General features: G+C 37.7%; 25 protein-coding genes. 12 read left to right on the top strand and 13 right to left on the bottom strand.

Annotated elements, in window-relative coordinates; translation table 11 throughout:
- The first annotated feature begins 47 nt into the window (after nt 1-47).
- Both JYB62_RS04300 and JYB62_RS04295 read left to right on the top strand, forming a co-directional pair.
- The gene (locus tag JYB62_RS04300) at nt 48-377 is read left to right on the top strand and encodes a hypothetical protein (RefSeq protein WP_205644189.1); all 330 of its coding nucleotides are present in this window, start codon (nt 48-50) and stop codon (nt 375-377) included.
- A gap of 117 nt (nt 378-494) precedes the next feature.
- Nucleotides 495-1,430, top strand: a complete 936-nt coding sequence (locus tag JYB62_RS04295) for a M10 family metallopeptidase domain-containing protein (protein ID WP_205644188.1) — start codon at nt 495-497, stop codon at nt 1,428-1,430.
- Between the two features lie 44 nt (nt 1,431-1,474).
- Here the strand turns inward: JYB62_RS04295 and JYB62_RS04290 are convergent, their stop codons facing one another.
- From JYB62_RS04290 to JYB62_RS04280, 3 genes are read right to left on the bottom strand one after another with little or no spacing between them, the layout of a single operon-like run.
- On the bottom strand, nt 1,475-1,948 hold the full coding sequence (locus JYB62_RS04290; protein ID WP_205644187.1) for a hypothetical protein: 474 nt from the start codon (nt 1,946-1,948) through the stop codon (nt 1,475-1,477).
- Between the two features lie 7 nt (nt 1,949-1,955).
- Nucleotides 1,956-3,101, bottom strand: coding sequence for a DUF819 family protein (locus tag JYB62_RS04285; RefSeq protein WP_205644186.1), 1,146 nt, complete (start codon nt 3,099-3,101; stop codon nt 1,956-1,958).
- Complete coding sequence (locus JYB62_RS04280; RefSeq protein WP_205644185.1) at nt 3,102-4,625, bottom strand: M20/M25/M40 family metallo-hydrolase; 1,524 nt, start codon at nt 4,623-4,625, stop codon at nt 3,102-3,104.
- A gap of 279 nt (nt 4,626-4,904) precedes the next feature.
- Between JYB62_RS04280 and JYB62_RS04275 the strand changes: the two genes are divergently transcribed.
- Complete coding sequence (locus JYB62_RS04275) at nt 4,905-6,023, top strand: XdhC family protein (protein WP_205644184.1); 1,119 nt, start codon at nt 4,905-4,907, stop codon at nt 6,021-6,023.
- A gap of 2 nt (nt 6,024-6,025) precedes the next feature.
- A complete protein-coding gene (locus JYB62_RS04270) occupies nt 6,026-6,607 on the top strand; it encodes a nucleotidyltransferase family protein (RefSeq protein ID WP_205644183.1) in 582 nt (193 codons plus the stop codon).
- A 52-nt stretch (nt 6,608-6,659) separates the two neighbouring features.
- Here JYB62_RS04270 and JYB62_RS04265 read toward each other — a convergent pair whose 3' ends face one another.
- Nucleotides 6,660-7,805, bottom strand: coding sequence for a cysteine desulfurase family protein (locus tag JYB62_RS04265; protein ID WP_205644182.1), 1,146 nt, complete (start codon nt 7,803-7,805; stop codon nt 6,660-6,662).
- Nucleotides 7,806-7,911: 106 nt separating this feature from the next.
- On the opposite strand from JYB62_RS04265, the gene JYB62_RS04260 reads away from it, so the two are divergent.
- Nucleotides 7,912-8,265: a hypothetical protein gene (locus JYB62_RS04260; protein WP_205644181.1), complete on the top strand. Its 354-nt coding sequence runs from the start codon at nt 7,912-7,914 to the stop codon at nt 8,263-8,265.
- A 66-nt stretch (nt 8,266-8,331) separates the two neighbouring features.
- Here JYB62_RS04260 and JYB62_RS04255 read toward each other — a convergent pair whose 3' ends face one another.
- Together JYB62_RS04255 and JYB62_RS04250 are read right to left on the bottom strand one after the other, a co-directional pair.
- Nucleotides 8,332-10,497, bottom strand: a complete 2,166-nt coding sequence (locus JYB62_RS04255; protein WP_205644180.1) for a xanthine dehydrogenase family protein molybdopterin-binding subunit — start codon at nt 10,495-10,497, stop codon at nt 8,332-8,334.
- Between the two features lie 5 nt (nt 10,498-10,502).
- Entirely contained in the window at nt 10,503-10,958 is a 456-nt protein-coding gene (locus JYB62_RS04250) for a (2Fe-2S)-binding protein (protein WP_205644179.1), read from the bottom strand.
- A 208-nt stretch (nt 10,959-11,166) separates the two neighbouring features.
- Between JYB62_RS04250 and JYB62_RS04245 the strand changes: the two genes are divergently transcribed.
- The 3 genes from JYB62_RS04245 to JYB62_RS04235 all read left to right on the top strand — a co-directional run bounded on the left by JYB62_RS04245 (nt 11,167) and on the right by JYB62_RS04235 (nt 14,386).
- Entirely contained in the window at nt 11,167-12,306 is a 1,140-nt protein-coding gene (locus JYB62_RS04245) for an MBL fold metallo-hydrolase (protein WP_207758591.1), read from the top strand.
- Nucleotides 12,307-12,486: 180 nt separating this feature from the next.
- Nucleotides 12,487-13,641, top strand: coding sequence for a Gfo/Idh/MocA family protein (locus tag JYB62_RS04240; protein ID WP_074224125.1), 1,155 nt, complete (start codon nt 12,487-12,489; stop codon nt 13,639-13,641).
- Between the two features lie 232 nt (nt 13,642-13,873).
- Nucleotides 13,874-14,386, top strand: a complete 513-nt coding sequence (locus JYB62_RS04235; protein ID WP_205644178.1) for a DUF2911 domain-containing protein — start codon at nt 13,874-13,876, stop codon at nt 14,384-14,386.
- Nucleotides 14,387-14,462: 76 nt separating this feature from the next.
- On the opposite strand, the gene araD1 is transcribed toward JYB62_RS04235, so the two are convergent.
- Nucleotides 14,463-15,470 carry an AraD1 family protein gene (gene araD1, locus JYB62_RS04230; protein ID WP_205644177.1) on the bottom strand — a complete coding sequence of 336 codons (1,008 nt, stop codon included), beginning with the start codon at nt 15,468-15,470 and terminating at the stop codon, nt 14,463-14,465.
- 285 nt (nt 15,471-15,755) lie between these two features.
- Between araD1 and hrpB the strand changes: the two genes are divergently transcribed.
- Nucleotides 15,756-18,245, top strand: coding sequence for an ATP-dependent helicase HrpB (gene hrpB, locus JYB62_RS04225; protein WP_205644176.1), 2,490 nt, complete (start codon nt 15,756-15,758; stop codon nt 18,243-18,245).
- Here hrpB and JYB62_RS04220 read toward each other — a convergent pair.
- On the bottom strand, nt 18,242-18,862 hold the full coding sequence (locus JYB62_RS04220) for a hypothetical protein (RefSeq protein WP_205644175.1): 621 nt from the start codon (nt 18,860-18,862) through the stop codon (nt 18,242-18,244). The two genes, hrpB and JYB62_RS04220, sit on opposite strands and share 4 nt — an antisense overlap.
- 37 nt (nt 18,863-18,899) lie before the next feature.
- The gene (locus JYB62_RS04215; RefSeq protein ID WP_205644174.1) at nt 18,900-19,424 is read right to left on the bottom strand and encodes a HEAT repeat domain-containing protein; all 525 of its coding nucleotides are present in this window, start codon (nt 19,422-19,424) and stop codon (nt 18,900-18,902) included.
- A gap of 48 nt (nt 19,425-19,472) precedes the next feature.
- Here JYB62_RS04215 and JYB62_RS04210 point away from each other — a divergent pair, with 48 nt between their 5' ends.
- Complete coding sequence (locus tag JYB62_RS04210) at nt 19,473-20,189, top strand: hypothetical protein (RefSeq protein WP_243431437.1); 717 nt, start codon at nt 19,473-19,475, stop codon at nt 20,187-20,189.
- An 82-nt stretch (nt 20,190-20,271) separates the two neighbouring features.
- Here JYB62_RS04210 and JYB62_RS04205 read toward each other — a convergent pair whose 3' ends face one another.
- The 3 genes from JYB62_RS04205 to JYB62_RS04195 form a co-directional block, all read right to left on the bottom strand.
- Nucleotides 20,272-20,649 (bottom strand): TM2 domain-containing protein, encoded by a 378-nt coding sequence (locus tag JYB62_RS04205; protein ID WP_205644173.1) that lies wholly within the window; start codon nt 20,647-20,649, stop codon nt 20,272-20,274.
- A complete protein-coding gene (locus JYB62_RS04200) occupies nt 20,642-20,947 on the bottom strand; it encodes a DUF2752 domain-containing protein (protein ID WP_205644172.1) in 306 nt (101 codons plus the stop codon). The genes JYB62_RS04205 and JYB62_RS04200 overlap by 8 nt, the downstream gene beginning before the upstream one ends.
- Nucleotides 20,948-21,055: 108 nt before the next feature.
- Nucleotides 21,056-22,138, bottom strand: coding sequence for an oxygenase MpaB family protein (locus tag JYB62_RS04195; protein ID WP_205644171.1), 1,083 nt, complete (start codon nt 22,136-22,138; stop codon nt 21,056-21,058).
- 49 nt (nt 22,139-22,187) lie between these two features.
- Here JYB62_RS04195 and JYB62_RS04190 point away from each other — a divergent pair, with 49 nt between their 5' ends.
- A complete protein-coding gene (locus JYB62_RS04190) occupies nt 22,188-23,081 on the top strand; it encodes a hypothetical protein (protein WP_205644170.1) in 894 nt (297 codons plus the stop codon).
- Between the two features lie 12 nt (nt 23,082-23,093).
- Nucleotides 23,094-24,008 (top strand): SMP-30/gluconolactonase/LRE family protein, encoded by a 915-nt coding sequence (locus JYB62_RS04185; protein ID WP_205644169.1) that lies wholly within the window; start codon nt 23,094-23,096, stop codon nt 24,006-24,008.
- A 13-nt stretch (nt 24,009-24,021) separates the two neighbouring features.
- Here JYB62_RS04185 and JYB62_RS04180 read toward each other — a convergent pair whose 3' ends face one another.
- On the bottom strand, nt 24,022-24,729 hold the full coding sequence (locus JYB62_RS04180) for a DsbA family oxidoreductase (RefSeq protein ID WP_205644168.1): 708 nt from the start codon (nt 24,727-24,729) through the stop codon (nt 24,022-24,024).
- Nucleotides 24,730-24,732 lie beyond the last annotated feature (3 nt).

Raw genomic sequence — 24,732 nt, 5'->3', positions numbered from 1 at the left:
ATTTTATTTTTCAGAGAATGTAAATAAGCGGTACTTTTTGGGAACTGTTGACTTGGCTTATTGAAATTCCATCTTCCAATACTTTTGATTCTTTGATCCTCGAATTCAATGAGCTATTGGACTATCCCCTATTAAATGAAATTTTTAGCATTAAGGGGGAGAATGATTCATCAATAAAAGGTGAATTTGAAATAGGAATCCATGAAAAATCAATTCGATTTGGTCCCAATATCAGCTGGAAGCCTGGAGAATATTGTATCCAAATAGAAAGTAGATTAGAAGATTTAGGAGGTAATAATTTGAATAGATTGTTTGAAAAAGACCTTGTTGACGCTAAACGTTTACTAACTGAGGAGACTCCGTTTAAAGTCATTTAATAGGTTGTTTGTACAATATCATCATAACTTCTTGAAAATTAATTTTCAATAGTTTTAATAACTAAAGTTTAAATATGATTATTATAAGTTAAATATCTATAACTAAATTATATTTTTATGAAAAACAGTAAAATTTTAATCGGACTTTGTTCTGGACTCATTCTTTTTGGTTGCCAAAATTTAGATGAGACCAATGATTTGGGGCAACAAAAATTGGCAGATGAAATTGTTTACAGTGATTTAAAAGTTCCAACAATGAAGGTAAATGTTAAGTCAGAAAATGCCAGAATTGCTGGGGAAGAGTTGGAAGTTAAATTAATGAAGGCAGAGTTTATTACCGCACCTGGGAGTGAACAAATGGGAAGAACCGTCATTTTTGACAATAAAGGAAGTAAGCAGATGAATTTCCATTTTAATCCGGACAGAAAGATTTTTGGTACTTCTGATATGTCTTATTATATCGATGAGGCCAGATCTTCTTCTACCATTAGTACAAGTGATGCCACTGGTGCATTAGAAAATGCAGCCCGGACTTGGGAAGAAGTTTCCTGCTCTGAAATGGGGATGTATCGTACGCCCATAGAGGCTGACCCATACGGTATTGTCGCGTTTTTATTTGGATTTCCAAGTATTCCAGATGTAGTTGCCGATGTTTCTAACTTAGGATTTATGCCTGCTGAATTTTTTGACTTATTGGCTCCAGGAGGCTCTAATTTCATTTTGGCAGTAACCTTCACCTTTTCTTATGGAGGTGAACCAGATTTGAATGGTGATGGTAAAATAGATTCAGCTTTAAAGGAGATCTATTACAATGACAATTTCCCTTGGGCAGCGGATGGTGGACAAATCGATTTAGAAACTGTGGCACTTCATGAAATGGGCCATGGATTTGACCAAGCACATTTCGGAACAGGATTTATCAAGAAAAATGGCGAATTCCAATTTTCTCCAAGAGCGGTTATGAATGCTTCTTATTCAGGTATCCAGCATGAAATTTACAGAACTGATAATGCTGGACATTGTGGGATTTGGGCGACATGGCCAAGTAAATAAGGAAGTACAAATCCATTGAAGCCTCTGATTTTTCAGGGGCTTTTTTATGATAATTCCTCTATTCTACCTTGATAGTCAAACTGCAAATCTTCATGTAAACCTGAAAGGATTTTTTCAGCTTTAGAAAGTTGAGACCTGTACAAATTCTCTATTACAGTATTGGAATGTCTTAAAAAGCCATATTCCTTCATTCGTTCGCAGAAAAATAAAAGCACCTCCAACTGTTCCGCTTTGTCTTTACTAAGTCTTAAAAGCTTATTCATTTTTCTTCGAATCTTCTGAGCTGATTTCTTAGCATAATAAGAGTGTTCTCCCCGGGCATTTTGAAATTCCAACTCTAAATCTTCTTGAACCATTTGAACATAAAGTCCCGGTTGGTCCCTTCCGTAAAGTTTGAAGAATAGGTAGGCCTTGTTATCTCTACTGAACTTGCTTAATTCAATGATATATTCTCTTAGCTCTTTTTCATCCAAATAGCTTAACTCTCTCTTTATTTCTGCCAGACTTGGTATTTGCATTGAAAATTTAATTTAATAGCTCAAATAGGTATATAGTCAACATCCCCCAACCAGTTCCAGTGACCATACTTAGGATAGCAAGCAAAATTGCATGTGGCATCAAATCCTTTCGATATGCTGCAGTGACTGCAGGAGCAGTGGAAATTCCTCCTAGGTTTGCCATGGAGGCTATGGGAACCCAAACTAAATTTAATCTCAGGATTTTTGCACAAATCAACATACCAACAAAATGGAGGACTAACCAAATCACTACCACTAGTATAAATACTAAGGGTAAGCTTAAATTGCTGAAGTCTAATCTTAATCCCAAGATAGCCATCACTAGAACAATACAAATTCCTCCTAATTGAAGAGAAAACCGAGTGTTCCAAATTTTGATTAGGTTTCCTAAAGCCAATCCGATTATTGATAAAATAATGACCATTCCCAAGAAGGAAATGTTTAGGAAAAAAATGATGGAGGAAATCCCAAAGAAAATTAGAATCGTGACGAATGGAAAAATTTTCCTACCACTGTTTTTCAAATTAAGCTCAGACTGATCGGGAATTGGGTCATTGATACCAAAAAAGATATTGAATACCTCTCCTTTTTTGATAAATTGAAACATCAGAATGGTCCAGATATTGACCAAAATATTATCTAGAACCAACACAGAAAGAAATAGCGATTCAGGAGTTTGAGCTAGTTCTTTTAAAATCAATTGACTGGTACTTCCTCCAATCCATCCTCCAACAATTGGGACCAGCCCTTTCCAAAATCCTTGACCAATAAACAATTCTGAAGAATTTGGATCGACACTCGAAAAAAGTAAAACCAAGAAAATTGGGAGTGTTGTAATAATTGCTGATCCAATAAAAAACAGGACCAATGGGCGGATCCCTACTATTGCCAATTGGCGAAAAGGAAGCGCACTCATCACGGCTAATAATGTAATGGGAATTATCCAGTTGCGACTTAAACTATGTAAGTAAACCTCAGAGAGATCCCAACCGAAAAGATGTGTAAAGCCTGCTGGAATCACATAAGCGAAAAGAATTGCCGGGAACCAGTCTAGTATTTTTTCGATGATCCGATTTTTTACCCTACTAATTCTAAGAACGAATACTACAGTGAGTAGTACAACACCAAATGCGATTAGATCTAGATTACCCATTTATTGAAATGGTTGGGTAAGGATACCTAGACACGTTTGAATGCCTTCCAAGTAATTTCCAATTCTAATATTCTCATTGGGAGCATGAATGCTATTATCTGGGTTTGGAATTCGGACAGATACTGCTGGTACTCCTAATATATTTATAAATGGTGCCATGGGTTGAGAACCTCCAGTAGTTCTGGTATTAATGTATTGCTCACCAAACACGTAATTCATCCCAGACTTCAGCCAATTGGCAAAAGGGGAATCCATTTCTGCTCTAAATGGATCAGAACCTAATCTATACTCAAAGGATGCAAGTTTTGAATAAGTTTTTCTCTCTTCCATGGTAGGCTCCCCTTTTACCAGATGAAAACCTTGATCTATCACAAATTGCTTCAGCAAGTCTATTTGTCTTTGGGCCGGTGTTTCCTTGACTAATCGCATATCAATTTCTGCTACTGCTTCTGATGGGATCAAAGTTCTTACCTCTTTCCCTACCCACCCTGCTCGTAGACCCCTAACGTTCAAGGAAGGAAACTGAAGTGCTTCCTGAAGTGAATTTCCTACTTTCTCTGCTTCTGCAAATCCTAGATCATTTTCAATTTCTTCCGAGTCTTCAGGAACCTTATTCATACTATTGATCTCCTCCTCGGAAAACTGTATTCCTGCATAAAAGTCTGGAATTAACACTTTTCCTTTTTCATCTTTCATTGCTGCCAATAGCCTACTTAGAGAGAAAACAGGATTAGGAGCAAAATTTCCATACTGTCCTGAATGTAGGTCATTTGAGGCTCCAAATACGCGAATAGTAGCTGTGGCGATTCCTCTGGCTCCAAAAGTCAAATTAGGTAAGTTGGAAATATGTCGGGTACCATCCATGATTAAAATTCCATCTGCCTTAAAGAGTTCTTTGTTTTGGGCAACTACATCAGCCAATTCCGGAGAACTCATTTCTTCTTGAAAATCTAAAATAAATTTTAGGTTGACAGAAGGCTGGTTTCCAGTTTTTTCTAAGATATCCAAAGCAGAAAAAAAGACCATAGAAGGGCCTTTTGAGTCAGATGCAGACCGAGCAAAGATCTTCCATTCTGGATCAATAGGGCCCTCAAGTAAGTTCCAGTTAATTTCCTCCCACTCTTCTCCTTTTTTCATTTTAAGCGCAGGTATGTACGGGCTTTCCTGATTCCAAGAGGATGAATCCACAGGTTGTCCGTCTATTTGCATATAAACCAAAATAGTTTTCTTTTTTGGATCAAATGTGCCTTCTGCAAAAAGGTGTGGAACTGAACCTGATATCAGGTCTTTGGTTTTGAATCCTCTGCTTTCCAAAGCAAGCTTACACCATTCTAAATTTGCTGTAATGTCTGAAGGTACTTTCCCATTATTGGGTATAGAAAGATATTCTCGAAAAGTCATCAAGGAAGCCCTTAACTCTTTTAATGATTCCTCTTTGATTACACTGCTGCTAAGCTGAGCAAAGACATTTTGAAACGTGAGGAGAATTAGGAGGATTGGGAGAATGAATTGCTTTGATTTCATAGACTTAGTAAAGAAAAAGAAAGATAACATTTTTAAAAAAATCGCTTTGCAAAAAGCATATGATTGAGGCATTCTTTCCAAGATTCATTCAGTTAGAATCCATCTAATTGAAATCAAGTAGATGGTAATCCCTATATCCTAACTTATTGGGTTCAATTCGAAGAAGTATATTGCAAATAAATTATTAGAATTTTCAAATCTTTTATTCCATTCGTAAGTTAAATTTTGAATTAGAGATAGAGGTAAGTTATCTTGAACAAATTACCTGTTGATTAGCATATGAAAGAACTTCAAGCCATTATCCAAGCATATGACCATTACCAGACGTTAGAAAAGAAGATTGCTTTGGCAACAGTAGTACATGTAGATGGATCTGCCTACCGTAGACCTGGAGCAAGGATGTTGGTTTCAGAAGATGGGGAATTGACTGGAGCAATCAGCGGTGGATGTTTGGAAGGAGATGCGCTTAGAAAAGCACAATCGGTAATTTTTCAACAAAAATCCATGTTGGTCACCTATGATACCACGGATGAGGATGATCAAAAATTTGGAGTGGGCTTAGGTTGTAATGGTATTATTCATGTTTTGATCGAACCGATTGATTATCAAGATGCTTCCAACTCTGTCAACTTGTTGAAAACAGCACTTTCAGATAGGAACGTAGGCACTTTAATTACCTTATTCTCTATTAAAAATTCCAAGTCTGAACAGGTTGGGACTATCCTTCTTTATAAAAATGGGCAGCAAATAGGAAAGCTAGAACAATTAGAAACCAATTTATTAAATCAGATTAGTAGCCAAGCAAATGATAAAGCCCAGTTAAGTAGCTTAATAAAAAGTTATCCTGAACATGATTCAATTCAGATCTTTTTTGAAAAAATTAAACCGGCCACTCGTTTATTACTTTTTGGTGCTGGGAACGATACCATTCCATTAGTACAGATAGCAGATATTTTAGGGTTTGAAGTGATTTTGATTGATGGGAGACCCAATCAAGCTACTTATGGCCGATTTCCAAAAGCTAAAGAAATTGTGGTGGCCCCTGCTAATGAAGCAGTTGAGAAATTAAGCATAGACTCCCAAACTGTTGCCTTATTAATGACGCATAACTTTGAATATGAATGCGTAGTATTGCAACAGCTAATGGATTACGACATTCCGTATATCGGTATTTTAGGGCCGAAGAAAAAATCCGAGAAAATGATCCATAGGTTAGAAATCAATGGAGTTTCGGTAAGGAAAGATCATCTTTATTCTCCCATGGGATTAGACATAGGAGCCGAAGGATCAGAAGAAATTGCTTTAGCTGTATTGGCTGAAATCAAAGCGGTTTTAGTAGGAAAAACAGGGTCTTTTCTTAAAGAAAAAGAAGGGCCTATTCATCAGGAACTTTCATAAAAATGAAAACAGGGATCATCATATTGGCAGCGGGAGAATCTTCACGATTAGGTTACCCTAAACAAATAGCACGGTACAAGGATAAAACTCTACTTCAATATGCAATAGATGCAGCGAATGGTTCGAAGGCTGATAAAAAGGTCTTGGTGCTCGGAGCTTTTAAAGATGAAATTAAAAAGACTTTTCCTGGTGCCAGCATCGCTAATATTCCTAATCCAAATTGGAAAGAAGGTATGTCCAGCACCTTGATAAGAGGATTGGAATATCTTCAAAAGATAGATCCTGTGGATCAAGTAATCGTGATGCTTTGTGATCAACCCTTTGTGGATGCAAAGTTGATTAATAAACTTATCGCAACTCAAGAAAAAACAGGGAAAGGAATTATTGCCAGTGGTTATTCTAAAACCTTTGGTGTTCCAATTCTTTTTGGAATGGCATATTTTGATGAATTGATGTCTTTAACCGGTGATGAAGGCGCAAAAAAAATAGCAGTAGCGCATGAGGATGATTTAGAAATTGTCCCCTTTCCAAAAGGAAAAACAGATGTTGACACTGAGGCGGATTTGAGGGATTTGAATTTGTAGGACAGCACTTATAGGCAAAATTTTTATAGGTATTTTCAAGGAATATAAATATCTATTGATCCCTTAGGTCCTTTACTGATTTCCTTACCCACTCTATTGTATCCAAAATATCTTGTTCGGAGGTTTGTCTACCTAGACTAAATCGTAAAGTGGACCTGCCTAGATTGTCATCTAACCCCATTGCTTTCAACACATGTGAAGGTTTTGGTGAAATACTGGTACAAGCTGAGCCAGAACTGACCGCTACTTTCATGCAAACTTTTCTAAGTAAATCCTCCCCTTCTACTCCTGCAAAGGAAATGTTTGTCACATGTGGTAATCGATGTTCTTGACTTCCGTTCAAATATGTTTTAGGGATTTGTAATAACTCTTCCTCTAGTTGATTGCGAAGCAGCGAAAGTCTGGAAAATTCAGACTTCATCATTCCTTGCTTTACCTCAGCAGCTTTACCCATTCCTACGATACCTGTGACATTCAATGTACCGCTTCTAAATCCTTTTTCATGCCCACCTCCAGAAATCTGGCCAATTGGTTTAGGGAGATTATGATTATGTCTAATAAATAATGCCCCTACTCCTTTGGGGCCATCAAATTTGTGAGCAGAGATGGCCATCATGTGAACACATTTTACGTAAACCTGAATTTTCCCTGCAGCTTGTACTGCATCAGTAAAAAAGATGATGCCTTTTTCCTCTGCAATTTGAGCTATCTCGGAAATAGGATGAATTAGCCCAGTTTCATTATTAGCCCACATGAGGGCAATCATTTTTGTTTCTGGTTGAATGGCAGATTGGAGTAAATTTAAATCAATGCTTCCATCCTTTTGAACAGAGAGATAAGTGACACTTGCCCCTTTTTTTTCCAGCTCGCCAAAGCAATCTAATACGGCTTTATGCTCTGTCTGGCAGGTGATATAATGTTGTTTTTCACCTGCATATACCTCAAAAATCCCTTTAATAGCCAAGTTGATTGCCTCGGTAGCTCCAGAAGTAAATATGATTTCTTTGGACCTTGCTCCTATTAAATTAGCCACTTGTTCCCTGGCTTTTTCCACAGCTTCTTCTGCCACCCATCCATAGGGATGGCTTTTACTGGCTGCATTTCCAAAGTGTTGTGAAAACCAGGGCCACATTTCCTCTAAAACTTCAGGAGCACAAGGTGTAGTAGCGTTGTAATCTAAATAGATTGGGTAATTCATCAAATTAAATTAGAAGTTTAGAGTGAGCTTTAAAAGGTTTTATTGACAAGGAACTAAATTCGTTAACTATTCTCTTTATTGCTTATAACTTTCAAACAATTTTGAAATGCAAGAAAAATGGAGTTTCCAGATTAAAAAGATAGATGGCAAAGCCTTATCTTCTACTATTTCCTCTGTTTTGGAGGAAAATCAAAAGGATCTAGGAATTTTTCTTTCTTATTACTTCAAACGAGAGGGAGCTGTAGTTGAGCAGGTTCTTTTGAAAGAGGTTCCGGATTTTTATACTGAAAATTCAGGTCGATTGATTCTGGAATTTGATTTGGTACATTTTAATGCCTGTTTAGCAATTCATGAACAAAAGAGAGAAGAAATGAAAGTGGATTTTTTAATAGATCCATTAACACTCAAATTAACCCTCAAAGGCCCCTATTGGCCTGAAAGGGGAATGGATGATATTTAAGCTTATAAAGAATCATAAAAAAAAGGTGTCAAGTAATTTTGACACCTTTTTAATTATTAAATCAATTTAAGCACGTTTGATTTCCAAATTAAGATCAAAGAATTCTTCTTGCTCTATAAATGGTTGTCTTCTTAATCTTCTTTTGGTCGCTTTGTAAATGGCATTGGCAACTGCTCCTCCCGTCGGTGGCAATGCAGGTTCACCTAAACCAGTTGGATCATACCCACTGTCCACGTAATGCACATCAATTTGAGGAACTTCCTTCATTCTGATCAATCGATACTTATCAAAGTTCTTTTGAGTAGGAAGTCCGTTTTCAAAAGTCAGATTACCATACATCGCATGTCCCATTCCGTCAACAATTCCACCTCTTACTTGATGGTTAGCTCCGGTTGGGTTAATAACCATCCCACAATCCGTTGCTGCTGTGATCTTCTTGAGTACAGGAGATCCATTTTCCATTTCAATATCCGCTACCTGCGCAACATAGGTTCTATGAGAGAAGTAAACTGAAAAACCTTGACTGACATTTGGGTTTTTCCCCCAATTGGATTTCTCAGCGGCAGTTTTAATCACTCCAATCATTCGATCCGCATCGTATCCCAATTCTCCTCCAACCGGACTTGCTTTGGCCTTTTCTAGAAGAGAAAGCCTGAATTCCACAGGATCCCTGTTGGCTTCTAAAGCCACCTCATCAAGAAAAGATTGTTCCGCATAAGCCAAGAAGTTGGTGATTGGAGCTCTCCAAGGATTGGTAGTAATTGGCGAATTATGATCAATACTTTCAATCAACACATTGTCTACTGCTCCAGAAGGAAAATTATTTTGACGTGTGCTGTTACCAGCGTTGATACCAGCTCCTTTTAATTTATAGCCAATCATATTTCCATCGGCATCCAGGGCAGCTTCAAATCGATATCTTACTGCGGGTCTATATGCTCCACCTGTAATATCATCTTCTCTGCTCCAAGTCACTTTAACCGGGGCATTGATGGCTTTAGAAACTTTGACCGCTTCTTCCACATAGTCTGCTCGAAGCCTTCTACCAAATCCTCCTCCCAAGCGAGTAATTTCCACAGTAATATTCTCTTTAGGAATGCCAAGTATTTCTGCAGCAGCAGAAGCCGCTCTATCTGGTGTTTGTGTAGGTCCAATTAGTTCCGCAGAATTCTCCTTCACATGCGCAAAGAAGTTCATGGGTTCCATTGGAGAATGTGATAGGAAAGGACATTGGTATTCAGCTGTAACCACCTTTGCGGCATTTTTAAAGGCCATTGCTACGTTACCATCCCTCCTTCTTTCTTCCGCTTTGTTAGAATCTAACATCTCCCGGAAAAGACGATCGTGATCACTGGAACTTTCCACAAGCCCGTCTGCCTCATAATCTATTTTCAAAAGCTTTTTAGCTTTCATTAATGGCCAGGTAGAATCCCCAATTAGGACTACATTATTTTCCATGACCATGACATCAGAAATGCCTTTTACGTTTTTGGCTGCAGCATCATCTACTGATTTGATTTTCATTCCAAAAGGAGGTCTTTGAATCATTGCATGCTTCATACCTTCCCTGTAGAAATCTAACCCGTATAGTGGTTTTCCAGTAAAAATGGCTTGGTTGTCCACGTTTTTAACTGGAGTTCCGATGATTTTGAAGTCTTTTGGATTTTTTAGGGAAACCTCTTCAGGTGCTTCCAAACCAGATGCGGCGATTGCCATATCTCCATAGCTAGCTTCTTTACCGCTTCCTTTATGGTAGATCATACTAGCCTCAGTTGTGATTTCAGAAGCCGGAACTCCCCATTCTTTGGCTGCAGCAGCTACTAATAAATATCGTGCAGTAGCACCTGCTTTTCTCAATCTTTCCCAGGAATGTGGCATAGCACCAGATCCACCAGTCAATTGGCGATCATACTTTTCCTGATCCAGATTTGCTTGCATGACCCGAACATTTTTCCAGTCTGCATCTAGTTCCTCTGCCACCACCATTGGAAATGATGTTTTGATATTTTGCCCTAACTCTGGGTTAGGTGAGTAAATCACGATATCTCCACTTGGTGCAATTGAAAGGTACGCATTAAAGCCTTTGGCTTGGGAAAGTACCTGCTCATCGGTGAGGACTTCCATTTTTGGTGAATCGCAAGCCAGCCAGTTAAAGCCTATAAATAAACCACCAGCTGTAGTACCTGCTATCTTTAGAAAATCCCGTCTAGTTGTTTTTGTTAGTGTAGCCATGATTTTTAGATTTTAGCAGCTTTTGCAACAGCCTCTCTTATTTTATGATAGGTTCCGCATCTACAGATATTTCTGTTCATTGCATTTTCTATTTCCTCCATACTTGGAGAAGGGTTTTTATCTAAAAATGCTGCAGCGTTCATAATTTGCCCTGCTTGGCAATACCCACATTGTGCCACATCTATTTCATCCCATGCCTTTTGGACTGGATGGTCTCCATCTTTGGATAGGCCTTCAATAGTGGTTATTTCATCCGAACCAACACTTGAAACTGGCATGCTACATGAAAATATAGCCTCACCGTTTAAATGTACAGTACAAGCTCCGCATTGGGCAATTCCACATGAATATTTGGTACCCACTAAGCCAAGATGGTCCCGAAGAACCCACAATAAGGGGGTGTCTTCTTCGACATCAACAGTATGGGTACTACCGTTAATTTTTAGATTTAATGTTGCCATGGATTTATGTCTTTTGAACCTTAAGTTAAAGAAATTCAATACGTAAATAAAGCCGCCTATGGAAATGTATTCGGGAGAATGGCATTTAAGCGAGTAAGAATTTTAAGAAAGGTCCAAGAATTTTGAAGTATTTTTAAGGATTGGGCATCTTTATTTGAGGATTTGAGTTTATCCTGTTGCACTATTTTTGAAAACACCCTTAAAATAAATGCTTAAAAAATCATTAAAGGCTATTAAAAGGTTACTATTAGTAATTCTTTCCATATGCCTTACCTTAATTATCATAGGAATCCTTTTTGTAAGTCTCAGCCCTCAATTTGGAGCCAACCCTAGTTCTGAGCAGAAAGCTGAATTTGAAAAATTGGAGCATTATTCCAATGGAGAATTTCAAAACCTGATCGAAACCAACATGGAGATGGATTTTGGAAAGGCAATAAAAATGCTTCCGGAATTCTTTAAAAATGATCCTTCCAGAGTTCCTGATTTCGATATTCCCATAGTGAAAATTGATTCCGTAGATCTCACTTTGCCAAACCTGAGTACAAGGTTGATTTGGTTTGGACATTCCGCATTTCTCTTACAAATAGATGGTAAAAATATTCTTTTGGACCCCATGCTTGGGGAAGTACCTGCTCCCCACCCGATATTGGGAAAGAAACGATTCAGCAAAGAGCTTCCTATAGAAATTGAACAATTACCATCCATTGATATGATTTTGTTCTCACATGATCATTATGATCATCTAGATTATGGTTCTGTTCAAAAATTGAAGGGGAAGACTCAATCTTATTATGTCCCTTTGGGATTAGGTTCCCATTTAGAAGCTTGGGGTATTGAATCCGAAAAAATTCACGAGATGGATTGGTGGGATGAGCTAGATGTGGATGGGTTGAAGATGGCCTTAACACCTTCTAGGCATTTTTCAGGAAGGGGGCTCAATAATCGATTTTCAACTTTATGGGGATCTTGGGTGATCCATGGAAAGTCCGACCGAATCTATTTTAGTGGGGATGGTGGGTATGGCCCTCATTTCAAAGAAATCGGAGAGCGTTATGGCCCTTTCGATTTTGCCATGATGGAATGTGGTCAATACAATGAGCGATGGAAGGAGATTCATATGATGCCAGAGGAGACAGCCCAAGCAGGTTTGGATATTCAAGCCAAAGTCATCATGCCCATCCATTGGGCGGCTTTTTCTCTTGCCATGCATTCTTGGACTGATCCGGTGGAACGTGTTCTAAAGTCAGCAGAGAAACTTAAATTACCTGTATATGTTCCGAAAATCGGGTCATATATTATTTTGAATCAAAATCTTGAAACAAGAGAAGAATGGTGGATTAAGCCTTAATAAAGGATAGATGGTGCTGATTTTCAGAGAATAGAAGTGAGTTTTTGAAAATAAACTTAAGAAATGGGCAAAATCGACAGGCTTTTTTAAGAAAATGACATTTTATAAATGGCTTGTTTTTGAAGCATTTTTCCTAATTTGACGTTTTAAACATCTATTTAATTCAACCTAAAAAAACCTATGTCCCAGACGATCAATGCTGCTATTGTAGGAACCGGCTTTATCGGTCCAGCACATTTAGAGGCACTAAGAAGAATTCCTAATATCCATGTTTCAGGTCTTGTTGAAGTAAATCAAGAAGTAGCTGAAGCCAAAGCCAAGGAGCTTGGTATTCCTAATGCATATACTTTTGAAAATATGTTGAAGGATGACAGCATTCAAGTGGTTCATGTTTGTACCCCTAACTTCCTGCATTTCCCACAAACGAAAGCTTGTTTATTGGCAGGCAAACATGTGGTTTGTGAAAAACCTTTAGCCAATACCATTGCTGAAGCTGAAGAATTGGTGGCCATCGCAGAAGAGAAAGGATTGGTCAATGCAGTACACTTTAATCTTCGTTATTACCCAATGGTAAGACAGATGAAAGTGATGCGTGAAAGTGGAGAATTGGGAGAGGTAAATTCTGTCATGGGTTCTTACTTGCAAGATTGGCTATTCCATCGCACAGACTATAACTGGAGATTGGAGCCTGAACAATCAGGTGGATCAAGAGCCGTAGCTGATATTGGATCCCATTTATTGGATATGACAGAATACGTTACTGGCTTGAGAATTACAGCAGTGATGGCTGATTTTTCTACAGTTTACAAAACCAGATTGAAACCTTTGAAAGCGATTGAAACTTTCTCTGGCAAAGCCTTGGATCCTTCTGATTATAAAGAGTATCCAGTAAATTCTGAAGATTATGCAACCGTATTGTTACGTTTTGATAATGGAAGAACAGGATCAATCACTGTAAGTCAAATCAATGCGGGCCGTAAAAACAGATTGAATATTGAGATCTCCGGTTCTAAGGCAAACTTTGAATTCAATGCCGAAAAACCAAATGAACTTTGGATAGGAAAGCGAGATGAACCAAATTCCGTTATGATGAAAGACCCTGCGTTGGTAAGTGCAGGTGCCCGTTCATTGGTGAGTTTCCCAGGTGGACACCAAGAAGGATTCCCCGATACTTCTAAGCAATTATTTAAAGAGGTCTATGCTGCTGTTCGTGAGGGTAAAATGCCTGAATCACCAACCTTCCCAACCTTTGCAGACGGCTTGAGAGAATTAATTATAGGTGAAGCAATTGTAGAAAGTAATGCCAAGGAGGCATGGGTTAAGATTCCTTCATAATATCTTCATTAATAATTATGGGCAAAATGGATACCAAATCTATTTGCTCAAATTAACCTATAAACAGGGGGTGAATTCTTTTCAACTCCCTGTTTTTTTTTAATTGAGTTTTTAAAATGCTTTTGTAAAACCTGTTTCATTAGCATCCCGTTATTTTTCTTTAAAATATCAGTTTAAGACATTCTATTTTGAATAAATTCTGTATTTTCCATTCTAAATACCATTAAATAACATGACAATGAATTTGAAAAAGAGCTTTTTTGCAATGATCCTAATGGCATTTGTAGGATATGCTGCTAATGCACAAGAAAAACCAAGTCCTGCTAAAACAGCAGAAGGAACTGTTGGTGATGCTAAAATTACCATCAATTATAGTAGTCCTGCTGTAAAAGGAAGAGTGATTTGGGGAGATTTGGTTCCTTTGGGAGAGGTTTGGAGAGCTGGAGCGAATGAGGCCACCACCTTTACCACTACCAAGGATATCATGGTTGAAGGTAAAAAGTTGCCTGCTGGAACTTATGGATTCTTTGTAATCCCAGGTGAAAATACATCTACATTTATTTTCAATGAAGTTGCTAAGCAGTGGGGTGCCTTTGATTATGATTCTAGCAAAGATGTGCTCAGAGTAAGTGTTCCTTCCCAACAAACTTCTACCATGGAGGAGCGATTGGTTTACGAAGTGAAACCATCCAGCTTTGAAATTAGATGGGAATATGGAAAGGCATCTGCAAAATTAGGTTCTTAAGTATACGTCCTAAAAAAAATGAAACCACGGGAATTTACCCGTGGTTTTTTTTTACTCAATATCCAAAAAAGGTAGTTTATAATTGTCGAACATGCTGGTAGTTATTTCTATTTTCTTTTTCCAGATAATTAATCAAGGGCCTTCCCATTCCCTCCCAAGCCACGGTCATTTGATCACCAGCTTCGAGTAGTACCTTGTTTCCAAAACTAAAAGCATCTGCACCGTAAAAGTGGACATGTGCTTGTAAAGGAATCCGGTGAGAATCATATTTGAAATGGTGAAACTCCAAGTTTTCCAAATTATGGCACATGTTCTTTTGACCAGAATTGATTTTTGAACTCCAGATTTGCTCCACATCTCTGGACACCGAGACTTCTCCGGAAATACTTTCAAAATCCGCGTCAATAACCAATTCTGGTCCAATCGCGCAGGTCCTTATTTTTGATGGAGCTAAATAGAGATAATTTATTTTTTCCATCACATGGTCAGAAAATTCATTTCCGATCGTCATCCCAACCCTGAATGGATTTCCTTCTCTATCAATTATATACAATCCTGCAATTTCCGGTTCTTCCCCTCCGTCATTCCCGAAATAAGGAATTAGAAGTTTATCTCCATGCGCTCTTAAAACTGCTCCATTTCCCTTATAAAACCATTCCGGTTGAACTCCTATTTCGCCTGGACTTGGATTTCCTCCCTTTACGCCCATTTCATACATTTTAAGACTATCAGTGGCTTGTTCTTTATGCTCACTATGCATCATTTGCCTATTTAAAGCGCTATTATGATGAGTCAGCCCAGTGCCGGAAACTAGGCATTGAAAGGGAGATTCTGGATGATCAAAAGAAGGAAGCAGCTTCCATTCATCACTAGTTGAATAGATAGAATTATAGTCCAGCTTTTCATCAGAAATTCTGTCTTGTATCAGATTCATCAAACCTTGATTGGTATCAATGGCTGTTACAGCAAGTTCATAAACGGAATCAAAGTCTTTTAAAAGCACCAAATCAGGCTCTTGAACTTTTGCGATCCTACGACCGTGTTTAGGATGCATCAATTGAACTAATCTTATGTTGTTTTTCATTGATAAAAAGGGTTTTAGTTAATTTAGGAAACTAGATCACATTGTGTTTTTCAAAAGTTCCAAGAATAATTCCGGAAAAACTAAACTCCTTCCAAAAACATCTATATCCGTATTAAAATTGGACTCGTACATAAAATCATCTTTTAAGCTAATAATTTATATACTCTGAAAGGGATGGATTTAACTTATAGGATTGAAACCATTTCCTGATTTTTGCTTTCCATTACCATAATTGAATGCTTAGAGTGTATTCCCTACTTTAGAATCTCCTATTTTTGCAGCCTCATGGTTCAAAATTTCGAATACAACAGTTTTGACTTACCAGTTGCAGAGATCATCTCTGAGGTAAAGCGGCACCTTTCTGAATCCAACTCTTTGATTATTCAAGCCCCTCCAGGAGCAGGAAAAAGTACCTTGCTTCCTTTGTCATTATTGGAGGAACCCTGGCTAAAAGGGAAGAAGATAATCATGTTGGAACCCAGACGTTTGGCTACTAAATCTATTGCCCAACGGATGGCAGATATGTCTCATACTAAGGTTGGAAATTTAATAGGTTATAGAATCCGTTTTGAATCTGTGGTATCCAAATATACTCAACTAGAAGTCATCACCGAAGGAATTTTGACTCGGATGATGCACTCCGATAATAGCTTGGAAAATGTAGGTTTGGTGATTTTTGATGAATTCCACGAGCGAAATTTACATTCAGAAGTTGCTTTGGCACTTTGCAGAGAAATTCAAGAAGTATTAAGACCTGATTTACGGATTTTATTGATGTCTGCGACCATCGATACCCCTACCCTTTCAGAGCTGTTGAAAGCCCAAGTCATTCAAAGTAGTGGAAGACAATATCCTGTAGAAGTGGCTTATTTAGGGGAAGTCGACGAATACAGTATAGGAGAAGATACTGCCCGCAAACTGATTCCGCTCACGCATCAGCACCAAGGAGATTTTTTGGTTTTTTTACCTGGTCAAGGAGATATAAAAAAAGCGGAATCTATTTTAAGAAATGCTTTGCCAAAGGATTTGGTATTGCCTTTATATGGACAACTTTCTCCAAGTGCACAAAATAGAGCTATACTTCCTGACCCTTCCGGAAAGAGAAAAATTGTATTGTCCACAGATATAGCAGAAACTTCACTTACCATTGAAGGTATCAAAGTGGTAGTTGATTCCGGCTATGCAAAGTCCTCCAAATTCGATCCTAGAACCGGCTTATCCAGACTCGTATTACATAGGATTAGCAGGGATTCAGCAGATCAACGTTCTGGTCGTGCAGGAAGGTTAACAGCAGGTCATTCCTATAGACTTTGGACAAAAGCCATTGAAAATCAAATGGTTGAATTTAGAACACCGGAATTATTGGAAGCAGACCTTACTCCAATGGTGTTAGATATGAAGGCATGGGGACAAGAAGACATTCGAACAATGACTTGGTTCTCTCCTCCTCCATCTGGAACTTTATTATTGGCAGAGAAGACATTAGAGGCTATTGAGGCAATTGAAGATGGAAACCTGACAGCTCATGGTAAAGCAATACACGGTGTTCCTACACACCCAAGGATCGCACATATGTTATTGAATGCGAAGAGCCATGATGAACTTGGATTAGGAACAGATATAGCTGCGATTTTGGATGAAAGAGATCCTTTAGGACCTGAATCTGGAGTGGATATAAACTTGAGAATTGAGGCCTTAAGAAGGTATAGGGAACGAGGAGTGACGATTCCCCGAATCAAAAAGATTGAAAAGTTGGCCTCTTCTTATCGATCTATGTTTAAAATCTCCCCTGAGAATAAAGCAGTGGATCCTTGGATGACAGGGTTATTATTGGCTTATGCATATCCAGAAAGAATTGCTGCCGCTCGACCTGGTAACAATGCCCAATTTCAACTGGCGAATGGTAAAATAGCTGAAATAGGACACCGAGATGATTTAGCACATGAATCATGGTTGGCTGTGGCACATGTGGATGCAAGAGATGGAATGGGTAAAATCTGGATGGCTGCGCCAATTAATCCTAAGGATTTGGCCCCTATGCTTAAAACCAAGGAAGTTTTAAAATGGGATCGGAAAAAAGGTGGTTTACAGGCTCATTCTGAAATAAGGATAGGTTCCATTATACTTGGAACTAGGCCTTTATCGAACTATTCAGAAGGGAATGTCAAAGAAGCTATTTTAGAAGCTATTCGGGAAGAGGGAGAATATTTGTTGGATTTTAATGAGGCAGTAGAACAATTGATTTTAAGAGTTCAGTCGCTGAAAATATGGAATCCTAGCCAAGAATGGCCGAATTGGTCCGTAGCAGAGCTTTGTGAAACACCCGAAAAATGGCTGGAGTTTTATTTGCAGAACATCAAAAAGAATGAAGATCTAAAAAATTTGAATCTAGTTCAGATTTTAAAGAATAGTCTTTCATTTGAATTACAGCAACTTTTGGATGAATTAACTCCTACTTCGATAGATGTACCATCAGGCAGCAAAATCAAATTAGAATACCGTTCAGAGGGAGAAATCCCTATTCTTTCGGTGAGACTACAGGAACTATTTGGGTTGTTGGAAACACCAAAGATTAATGCTGGAAAAATTCCTGTATTAATAGAAATGCTATCGCCCGGCTTCAAGCCTGTACAATTAACCCAGGATTTGAAAAGCTTTTGGCAACATGGGTATTTTGAAGTGAAAAAAGAGTTAAAAAGAAGATATCCCAAACATGAATGGCCAGAGGATCCAATTTCAGCTGAAGCAGTAAGAGGGGTGAGAAGAAAGGCTTAATCTAATTTATTCAGGTAATCCAAAAATTTTAAAAATGAGGCAATGGTAAAGGGTGTCATTTGCTTTTCTTGAATATGTTCCAAAAATAGCTGACGTAAATAAGGATAGTCTTTCGGGTTAAATAGTTTGCTTAAAGCAGTGGCACGAAATGCATTGTAAACAAAATTATGGGATTTAAAAAAGTTGGATTTTCTCTCAAAGAAAGCAATTTCCAGATTCAAAGGATCGATCATTTTATCTAACCAAGGAATACCATCAGAAAGTAAAAATTCTTCACCTCGGCGGAGCATATCAGTTAATTCTTCCTCGCCATGAATAATAAATGATCGAGGAACATTTTTACTGATTTTATCTTGAGATTGAACCAAAGTGATAGACCGCTCTGAAAAACCACTTAAAGTGGGAAGAAATTCATGGATTAATTCTTCAACCTGATGGATTCGGATACCAAAGTTGTACTCCAGACATGTTCCTCTTGAATCTTCATGGTGATGAACAAAAATTACTTGGTTTCCAATGGGAAAGCTTTTTTGAAACAACATATAGTTCTGATGGATCTCGAAACCATGATCGAGAAAAAACTGAGTATGAAGTCCAAAAAAGTCTATGTTTTTCATGTTTATTTAAACATGAGAACAGTAATTTTGTTGCCGATTATTCAGAAAATAATTCCTTCATTTCTAGCAACATAGGTTCGACTTCTGCCTTTTTAATAGCTAAACTTCCTTCGTCTTCAGGATTATGTAAGTAATGGTTCCAATGCTTTTCAGCCTTTCGAATGGTTCTTGGGGTAATTTCGAATTCCACACTATCTAAATATTCTTTGGCAAGTGTCTCAGCTTTAAAGTTACCAAATAGATAAACTCTAAAAATATCGACGAAGCTTTCACTTAAATCAAACTCCTCCAAAACTTGTACAAATGCACCTTGGTTCTTTTGATTTTTCTTATCTCTAATTGCAATAAAAATAGCTTCCAAAGCCTCATTGTTGAAACTCGTTTTCGCTAATGCTTTACAAGCTAAATATGCAATTTCCCAATTGTCGCCTTTGACGAGTTCAATCAGTTTATCTTTAACTTCCTCTGTATTGATTTTTCCTAGCTTTTCAGCAAAATAGAAAGCTTCTTTTTCATTAGGGTCACAAATTTTGTCAAAAAGTTTTTGAGTTTCCTCTTGCATAAATTTTCAGTTTATTTGCACAAAGATAATTGAATTGTCATCCAAATCATGTCCCCAGGAAATTACCAAGAGATCAATTCCACCATTTTTTCTGAGCTTCAGGAAAAAGTCCTTGATATGGGCTTGAAACAAAATTATTTACCTGAAACCCATCAATTGGAGTATAGTGAGAATAATGAGTGGTTGCTAAAGGTTTCCTTACCTTGGTCAATAGAGTTTATTGAAAATGAGGAGTTAATCAAGAGAGAGGATTATCATTTGGCATTGGTGATGATTCGGGCTGGTATTGCATGTACTGGATACTTTCATAATGGAGAAATGATCAACCATAAAGTTTTCAGGGCATATATGGTAAGGCAAAAACAAGGTAAAAGTCAGATTAAATATCTGAAAACCAAAGGAAAATCAAGAGCTGGTTCAAGAATTAGATTAGGAGAGTCTGAACAGTTTTTTGAGGATATAAATGAACGCTTGCAGAATTATTCTGATCAGTATCCTATTACTCATTGGGGGATTTCTTGTAGCAAGACCTTATGGCCTTATTTTTTTGGAGCCTCTCCTCCTCCTCCATTTGAAAAAAAGCAAGAGAATTTGATGAGTATCCCTTTTCATGTACAGCATCCTGATTTTGAAACCTTGCAGCAAATACATAGGAAGTTGAATTCGTTTCAATTATTGATTTCTGACATCGGAAGGACAAAATTGGGAATAATAGAAGGTCAAATTAAGTCGGAAAAAGAAGACCAAGACTTGGAAGAATGGTAAAAAGTATTGGTAGTATAGGACCTTATTAAATGAAAAAAGACCTGAATTTCTTCAGGTCTTTCCGTTAGTGGTTAAGGTGATTTTATTCTTTATGATCTGTTCCCATATCAAAGGATGTAGATAACATGTTGATGGTTTCGTGAGCTACTTTGATGTTATACTCATAAGCCAAACTTTTATAATTGACTAAATCAACGATTGTACCGATAAAGCAAAGACCTACGGTCAAAATGTAGAGAATACCCAGTCCTATTTGTCCTAGGATAAATCGATGTAAACCAGCAAAGCCAAAGAAGCCTAGCAAAGTAAGGATCAAGATCATTTGAGCATCTTTCCTTCTTGCTCTATAAACTTGTGCAAATAGAGATGCTTGATCTTCGTCCATGTTTTTCATCAATCCCTGGATATATCCCAGTTCCATTCCTTCCAGTTCAGGAAGATGTCTCAATACATTAGCCATAATTGTGTGTTGTTTTAAGGTTTTTAATTAGTTGCCAAATTCTAGAGAAAATCACTACGTATGCAAGCATTGCCAGAGGATGCATGGACCATGAAGCCTGAAAATCCCCTCTTGCAAGTAGATTCATAGATCTTCCCAATCCACATCCTGGACACCAACTAAATCCCAGTTGATCCAAAGGGCAAAGACTCAGATGAGGCTCAGCTCCGGGTTCAAGCATCAGGATTGCTAACAAACTTCCTATCCAGAATACTAGCTCTAGGGGGAATCGATGTAGCCGTTGTGTTATTTCCTTCATGCCTTTTATGATACGAAAAAGATGCCATTACCAAAACATTGCCTAAATAGCCCAATTTCGAAGGTTACAAAAAATATATGAGTGGTAAACGTACAAATTTATGTACGATTATGAACGCTTTCGTTCAGGCAATTGAATAGAAACGGCCTCTCCGAATTGTTGATAATAGTTCAATTCAAAGTCTTTCATGAATCTAGTGTGGGATTTATTACCTGCATAATTTTTCCACCCTAATAGTTTGAAAATGGAGCCCACAACTTCTGGAATAAAAATAGGTTCAGAAGAAATACCTAATGCTTGAGATGCTTCCTTACCCACCATAAATGAAACTAGAGATTCTGATTTTCCCTTCAGAAGAGATTCTTGTTGATTTTGTTCAAAGTAGTTCAATAAAGATTGGATCAACTTCTCTCCTGCCGATGATTTCCTCAAATGTCTTTTTCGAATCAATTTCTCTAAAACAAATGCATCTTTGGTAGTCTCTGGCCAAAACTCAATTTGGATCCCCAATAATTTTCCTAGATACCTCCAATAGGCCAATAATATCTCACTTTCTTCTTTAGTGACATTAGTTCCAACTTTTCTCATTCCTCTAACTACCAATAAACTAAAAGCGAGATTGGTGCCTATTAAGTCTTCTTGATTGATAGGTTGACCAAATTCGGGCTTCCAATCATGAGCATAATGATGAATAAAATATCTACTGTATGCATGGATTAATCGAATTTTAGCGCAAGTGAGAAAGGCCTGATTTGAATCAATAAATGCTCCTGGTTTGAATACATCTAAAAGAAACTTAGCTGTTTCTCCTAAACGCTTACCTGAATCTTCTAGTATTCTCTTAGATCTAACAAGTACTTCGGCACCGTTTGCAAAAGCATAACAATAGGGCAAAGAATAAAAACCCAACATGGCTAAATAATTATCTCCTCGCTTATTAAAAAACGCTTGTCCCTGAATCAAGGATTTTCTTTCTTGAATAGTCGGAGGATTATTGTAATCTTCGAAAAATGAATGGAGGGATGTTGGGAAATGAGTAGGAATATCAGTAGGAATTACTTCCCATTTATTGATTTCCAAACTTAATTCAGGAGTATTGACTAGATCCAAGACCACTTGGTCTGCCAGAGGATCTTCTTGCTTTCTCAGTTCATCGAACTGTTGAGGATGGTACAATTTTAGTTTACTCACAGCTTTCTAACATGCATTTTGTACTTTGGTTGATCAATTTTAGAAAAAAATGAAAATTCTATATACTGTTTTACTATTTAGTCTTTCCAGCTTTTCCGGAATTGCTATTGCTCAGGGGGGATTTGACCTTTGGGTCATAGAAACATCAGGGAAATCCGGTAACCTCAAAATACACCCCAAAACGGCCTATGCTTTGACTGACCGGCCTGAATATGATAATCAGCCCAGCTTCATCAATGAATACCAGATGGTTTTTTCCGCGGCTGATGAAAATGATAATTATGATATAATCGTGTACAACTTCAATTCTAAGAAGTTTACTAACATGAGCCGTACTTCTGACAGAAATGAAAATTCACCCTCCATTACAGACTGTGGAATGTATATTTCAGCTGTGGTATCAGAGCCGGATAAGAAACAACGCATTTGGTTATATCCAATTAGCTTTGAACCTGCCGAGCTTTTATATGATGACATTGAACCAGTAGGTTATTACGATTGGTATGATAATAAAGCAGCGATGTTTGTTTTGGGAGATCCTAACCATTTGGTTTATGCCAGAGGGAGAAATGATTTAATAGATATTGATTCAAATGTAGCTCGATCAATTAAGAAACGTCCAAAAACCAGTGAAATAACCTATTTATCTACAGCTGATTTTCGTAATGTTGCGGATCAAAAATCGTATTTATTAAAAAGTTATGATATTGAGACAGGAGAAAGAGCAGAATATAACTTTGGGTTGGAAGGGTCTCAAGATTTCATTTGGCTAGATAAAAAGTATTTATTGATGGCAAAGGGAAATGATATTTATAAAAGAAAATACACAGATACAAACTGGGAACTGATCGGAACTATCCAGTCTGATACCCATCAAAACATATCGAGAATGGCTTACAGTGAAGATTTAAATCTTTTAGTAGTAGCCATGGAAAGAAAATAATCACTAATATTTATGAACCCAATTAAACACACGCTCATTTTTGCCGCGCTAATAGTCTCCAATACCTTAATGGCTCAAATTGAAGAAAGAGGTGGTGTAGTAGCAAGAAATGCTGAATTAGTAAAAGTACAAGATGGTTTTACCTTTACTGAAGGACCTGCAGTGAACCGAATGGGAGATATTTTCTTCACTGATCAGCCCAATAATAAAATTTACAAATGGTCTGCTGGAAGTAATGAAATTACCCTCTTTAAAGAAAACGCAGGCAGGTCAAATGGAATGTATTTCTTATTAAACAATAGCCTGATTACTTGTGCGGATGAGAAAAATGAACTCTGGTCTATTGATCAGGATGGAAATGAAGAGGTAATTCTATCTGGGTTTAAGGGAAAAAAATTGAATGGACCAAACGACCTTTGGGTTCGTCCGAAAGGAGGATTGTTTTTTACAGACCCTCTCTATCCTAGAGAATATTGGGAAGGAAATAGAAGTCCCGAAATGGAGCAAGATGGTCAGCATGTATATTTTGTCTCAGAAGACCGGTCGGAGTTTTTTCAAGTGACTGATGATTTGGTCAAACCCAATGGAATCGTAGGAACTCCTGACGGGGAATTTTTATATGTATCCGATATCGGAGCAAATAAAACCTATAAGTATGAAATCCGGGAAGATGGATATCTAACGAATAAAACCCTCTTCTGTGAAAAAGGGTCCGATGGGATGACTATTGATTTTAAAGGGAATTTATATTTAACTGGTGATGGAGTAACTGTTTTCAATAGGAATGGAGATCAAATTGCTCATATCCCTGTTCCAGCAAAATGGACAGCCAATGTAGTTTTTGGGGCATTAGACAGAAAGACGCTGTTTATAACTGCAATGGATGCGGTTTATACACTTCAAATGAAGACCAGAGGAGTTTGGTAAAAAAAAATGGGAATTAACAATCCCCATCTATTTCACAAGTATTCTCATCTGAGCCCTGAACAAATTGTAGTTCAGGGTTTTCTTTTATAAAATCGCCCCATGCTTTTTCCAAAGTTTGGTCAAATACCTGATCCGCTTGAGCTCCGGATATACCAAATTTTCTGTCTAAAACAAAGAAAGGTACTCCTTGAACACCTATCAGTCTAGACTCATAAATATCCTTTTCAACTTCCTCATGGTACTTATTGGATTCAAGCATCTCTTTAATATCCCCGGCATTTAATCCCACTTCCGTACCTAACTTCTGTAAGGTTTCGAAATCATCCACATTTTCTCCTTGTGTAAAATAAGCGTTCAATAAACGTTCTTTCATTACAGCCCCCTTTCCAGAAGCTTTCGCAAAGTGAATCAGTCGATGGGAATTTTTTGTATTGGCAACCACGGTTTGCTCCATGTTGAATTCCAATCCCTCAGATTTTGCCATGTCCACCACTTGCTCAGTAATTTGTAGGGTTTGTGGCATTGACCAACCTTTAGATTTGGAAAGGTATTCCAAAGAGTTTAAAGAAGGGTCTGTCACTTGGTCTGGATTCAATTGGAAACTTTTCCATTCGATCTCTACCTGGCTTTTATAAGGAAATTTATCTAGAGCTTTTTCCAATTTTCTTTTTCCGATGTAACAAAATGGACAAACTACATCAGACCAAATTTCAATTTTCATAAG

Origin of the sequence: Algoriphagus lutimaris (assembly GCF_017051705.1) — a bacterium.
GTDB lineage: Bacteria > Bacteroidota > Bacteroidia > Cytophagales > Cyclobacteriaceae > Algoriphagus > Algoriphagus lutimaris.
This window is presented reverse-complemented; position numbering and strand designations above follow the sequence as displayed.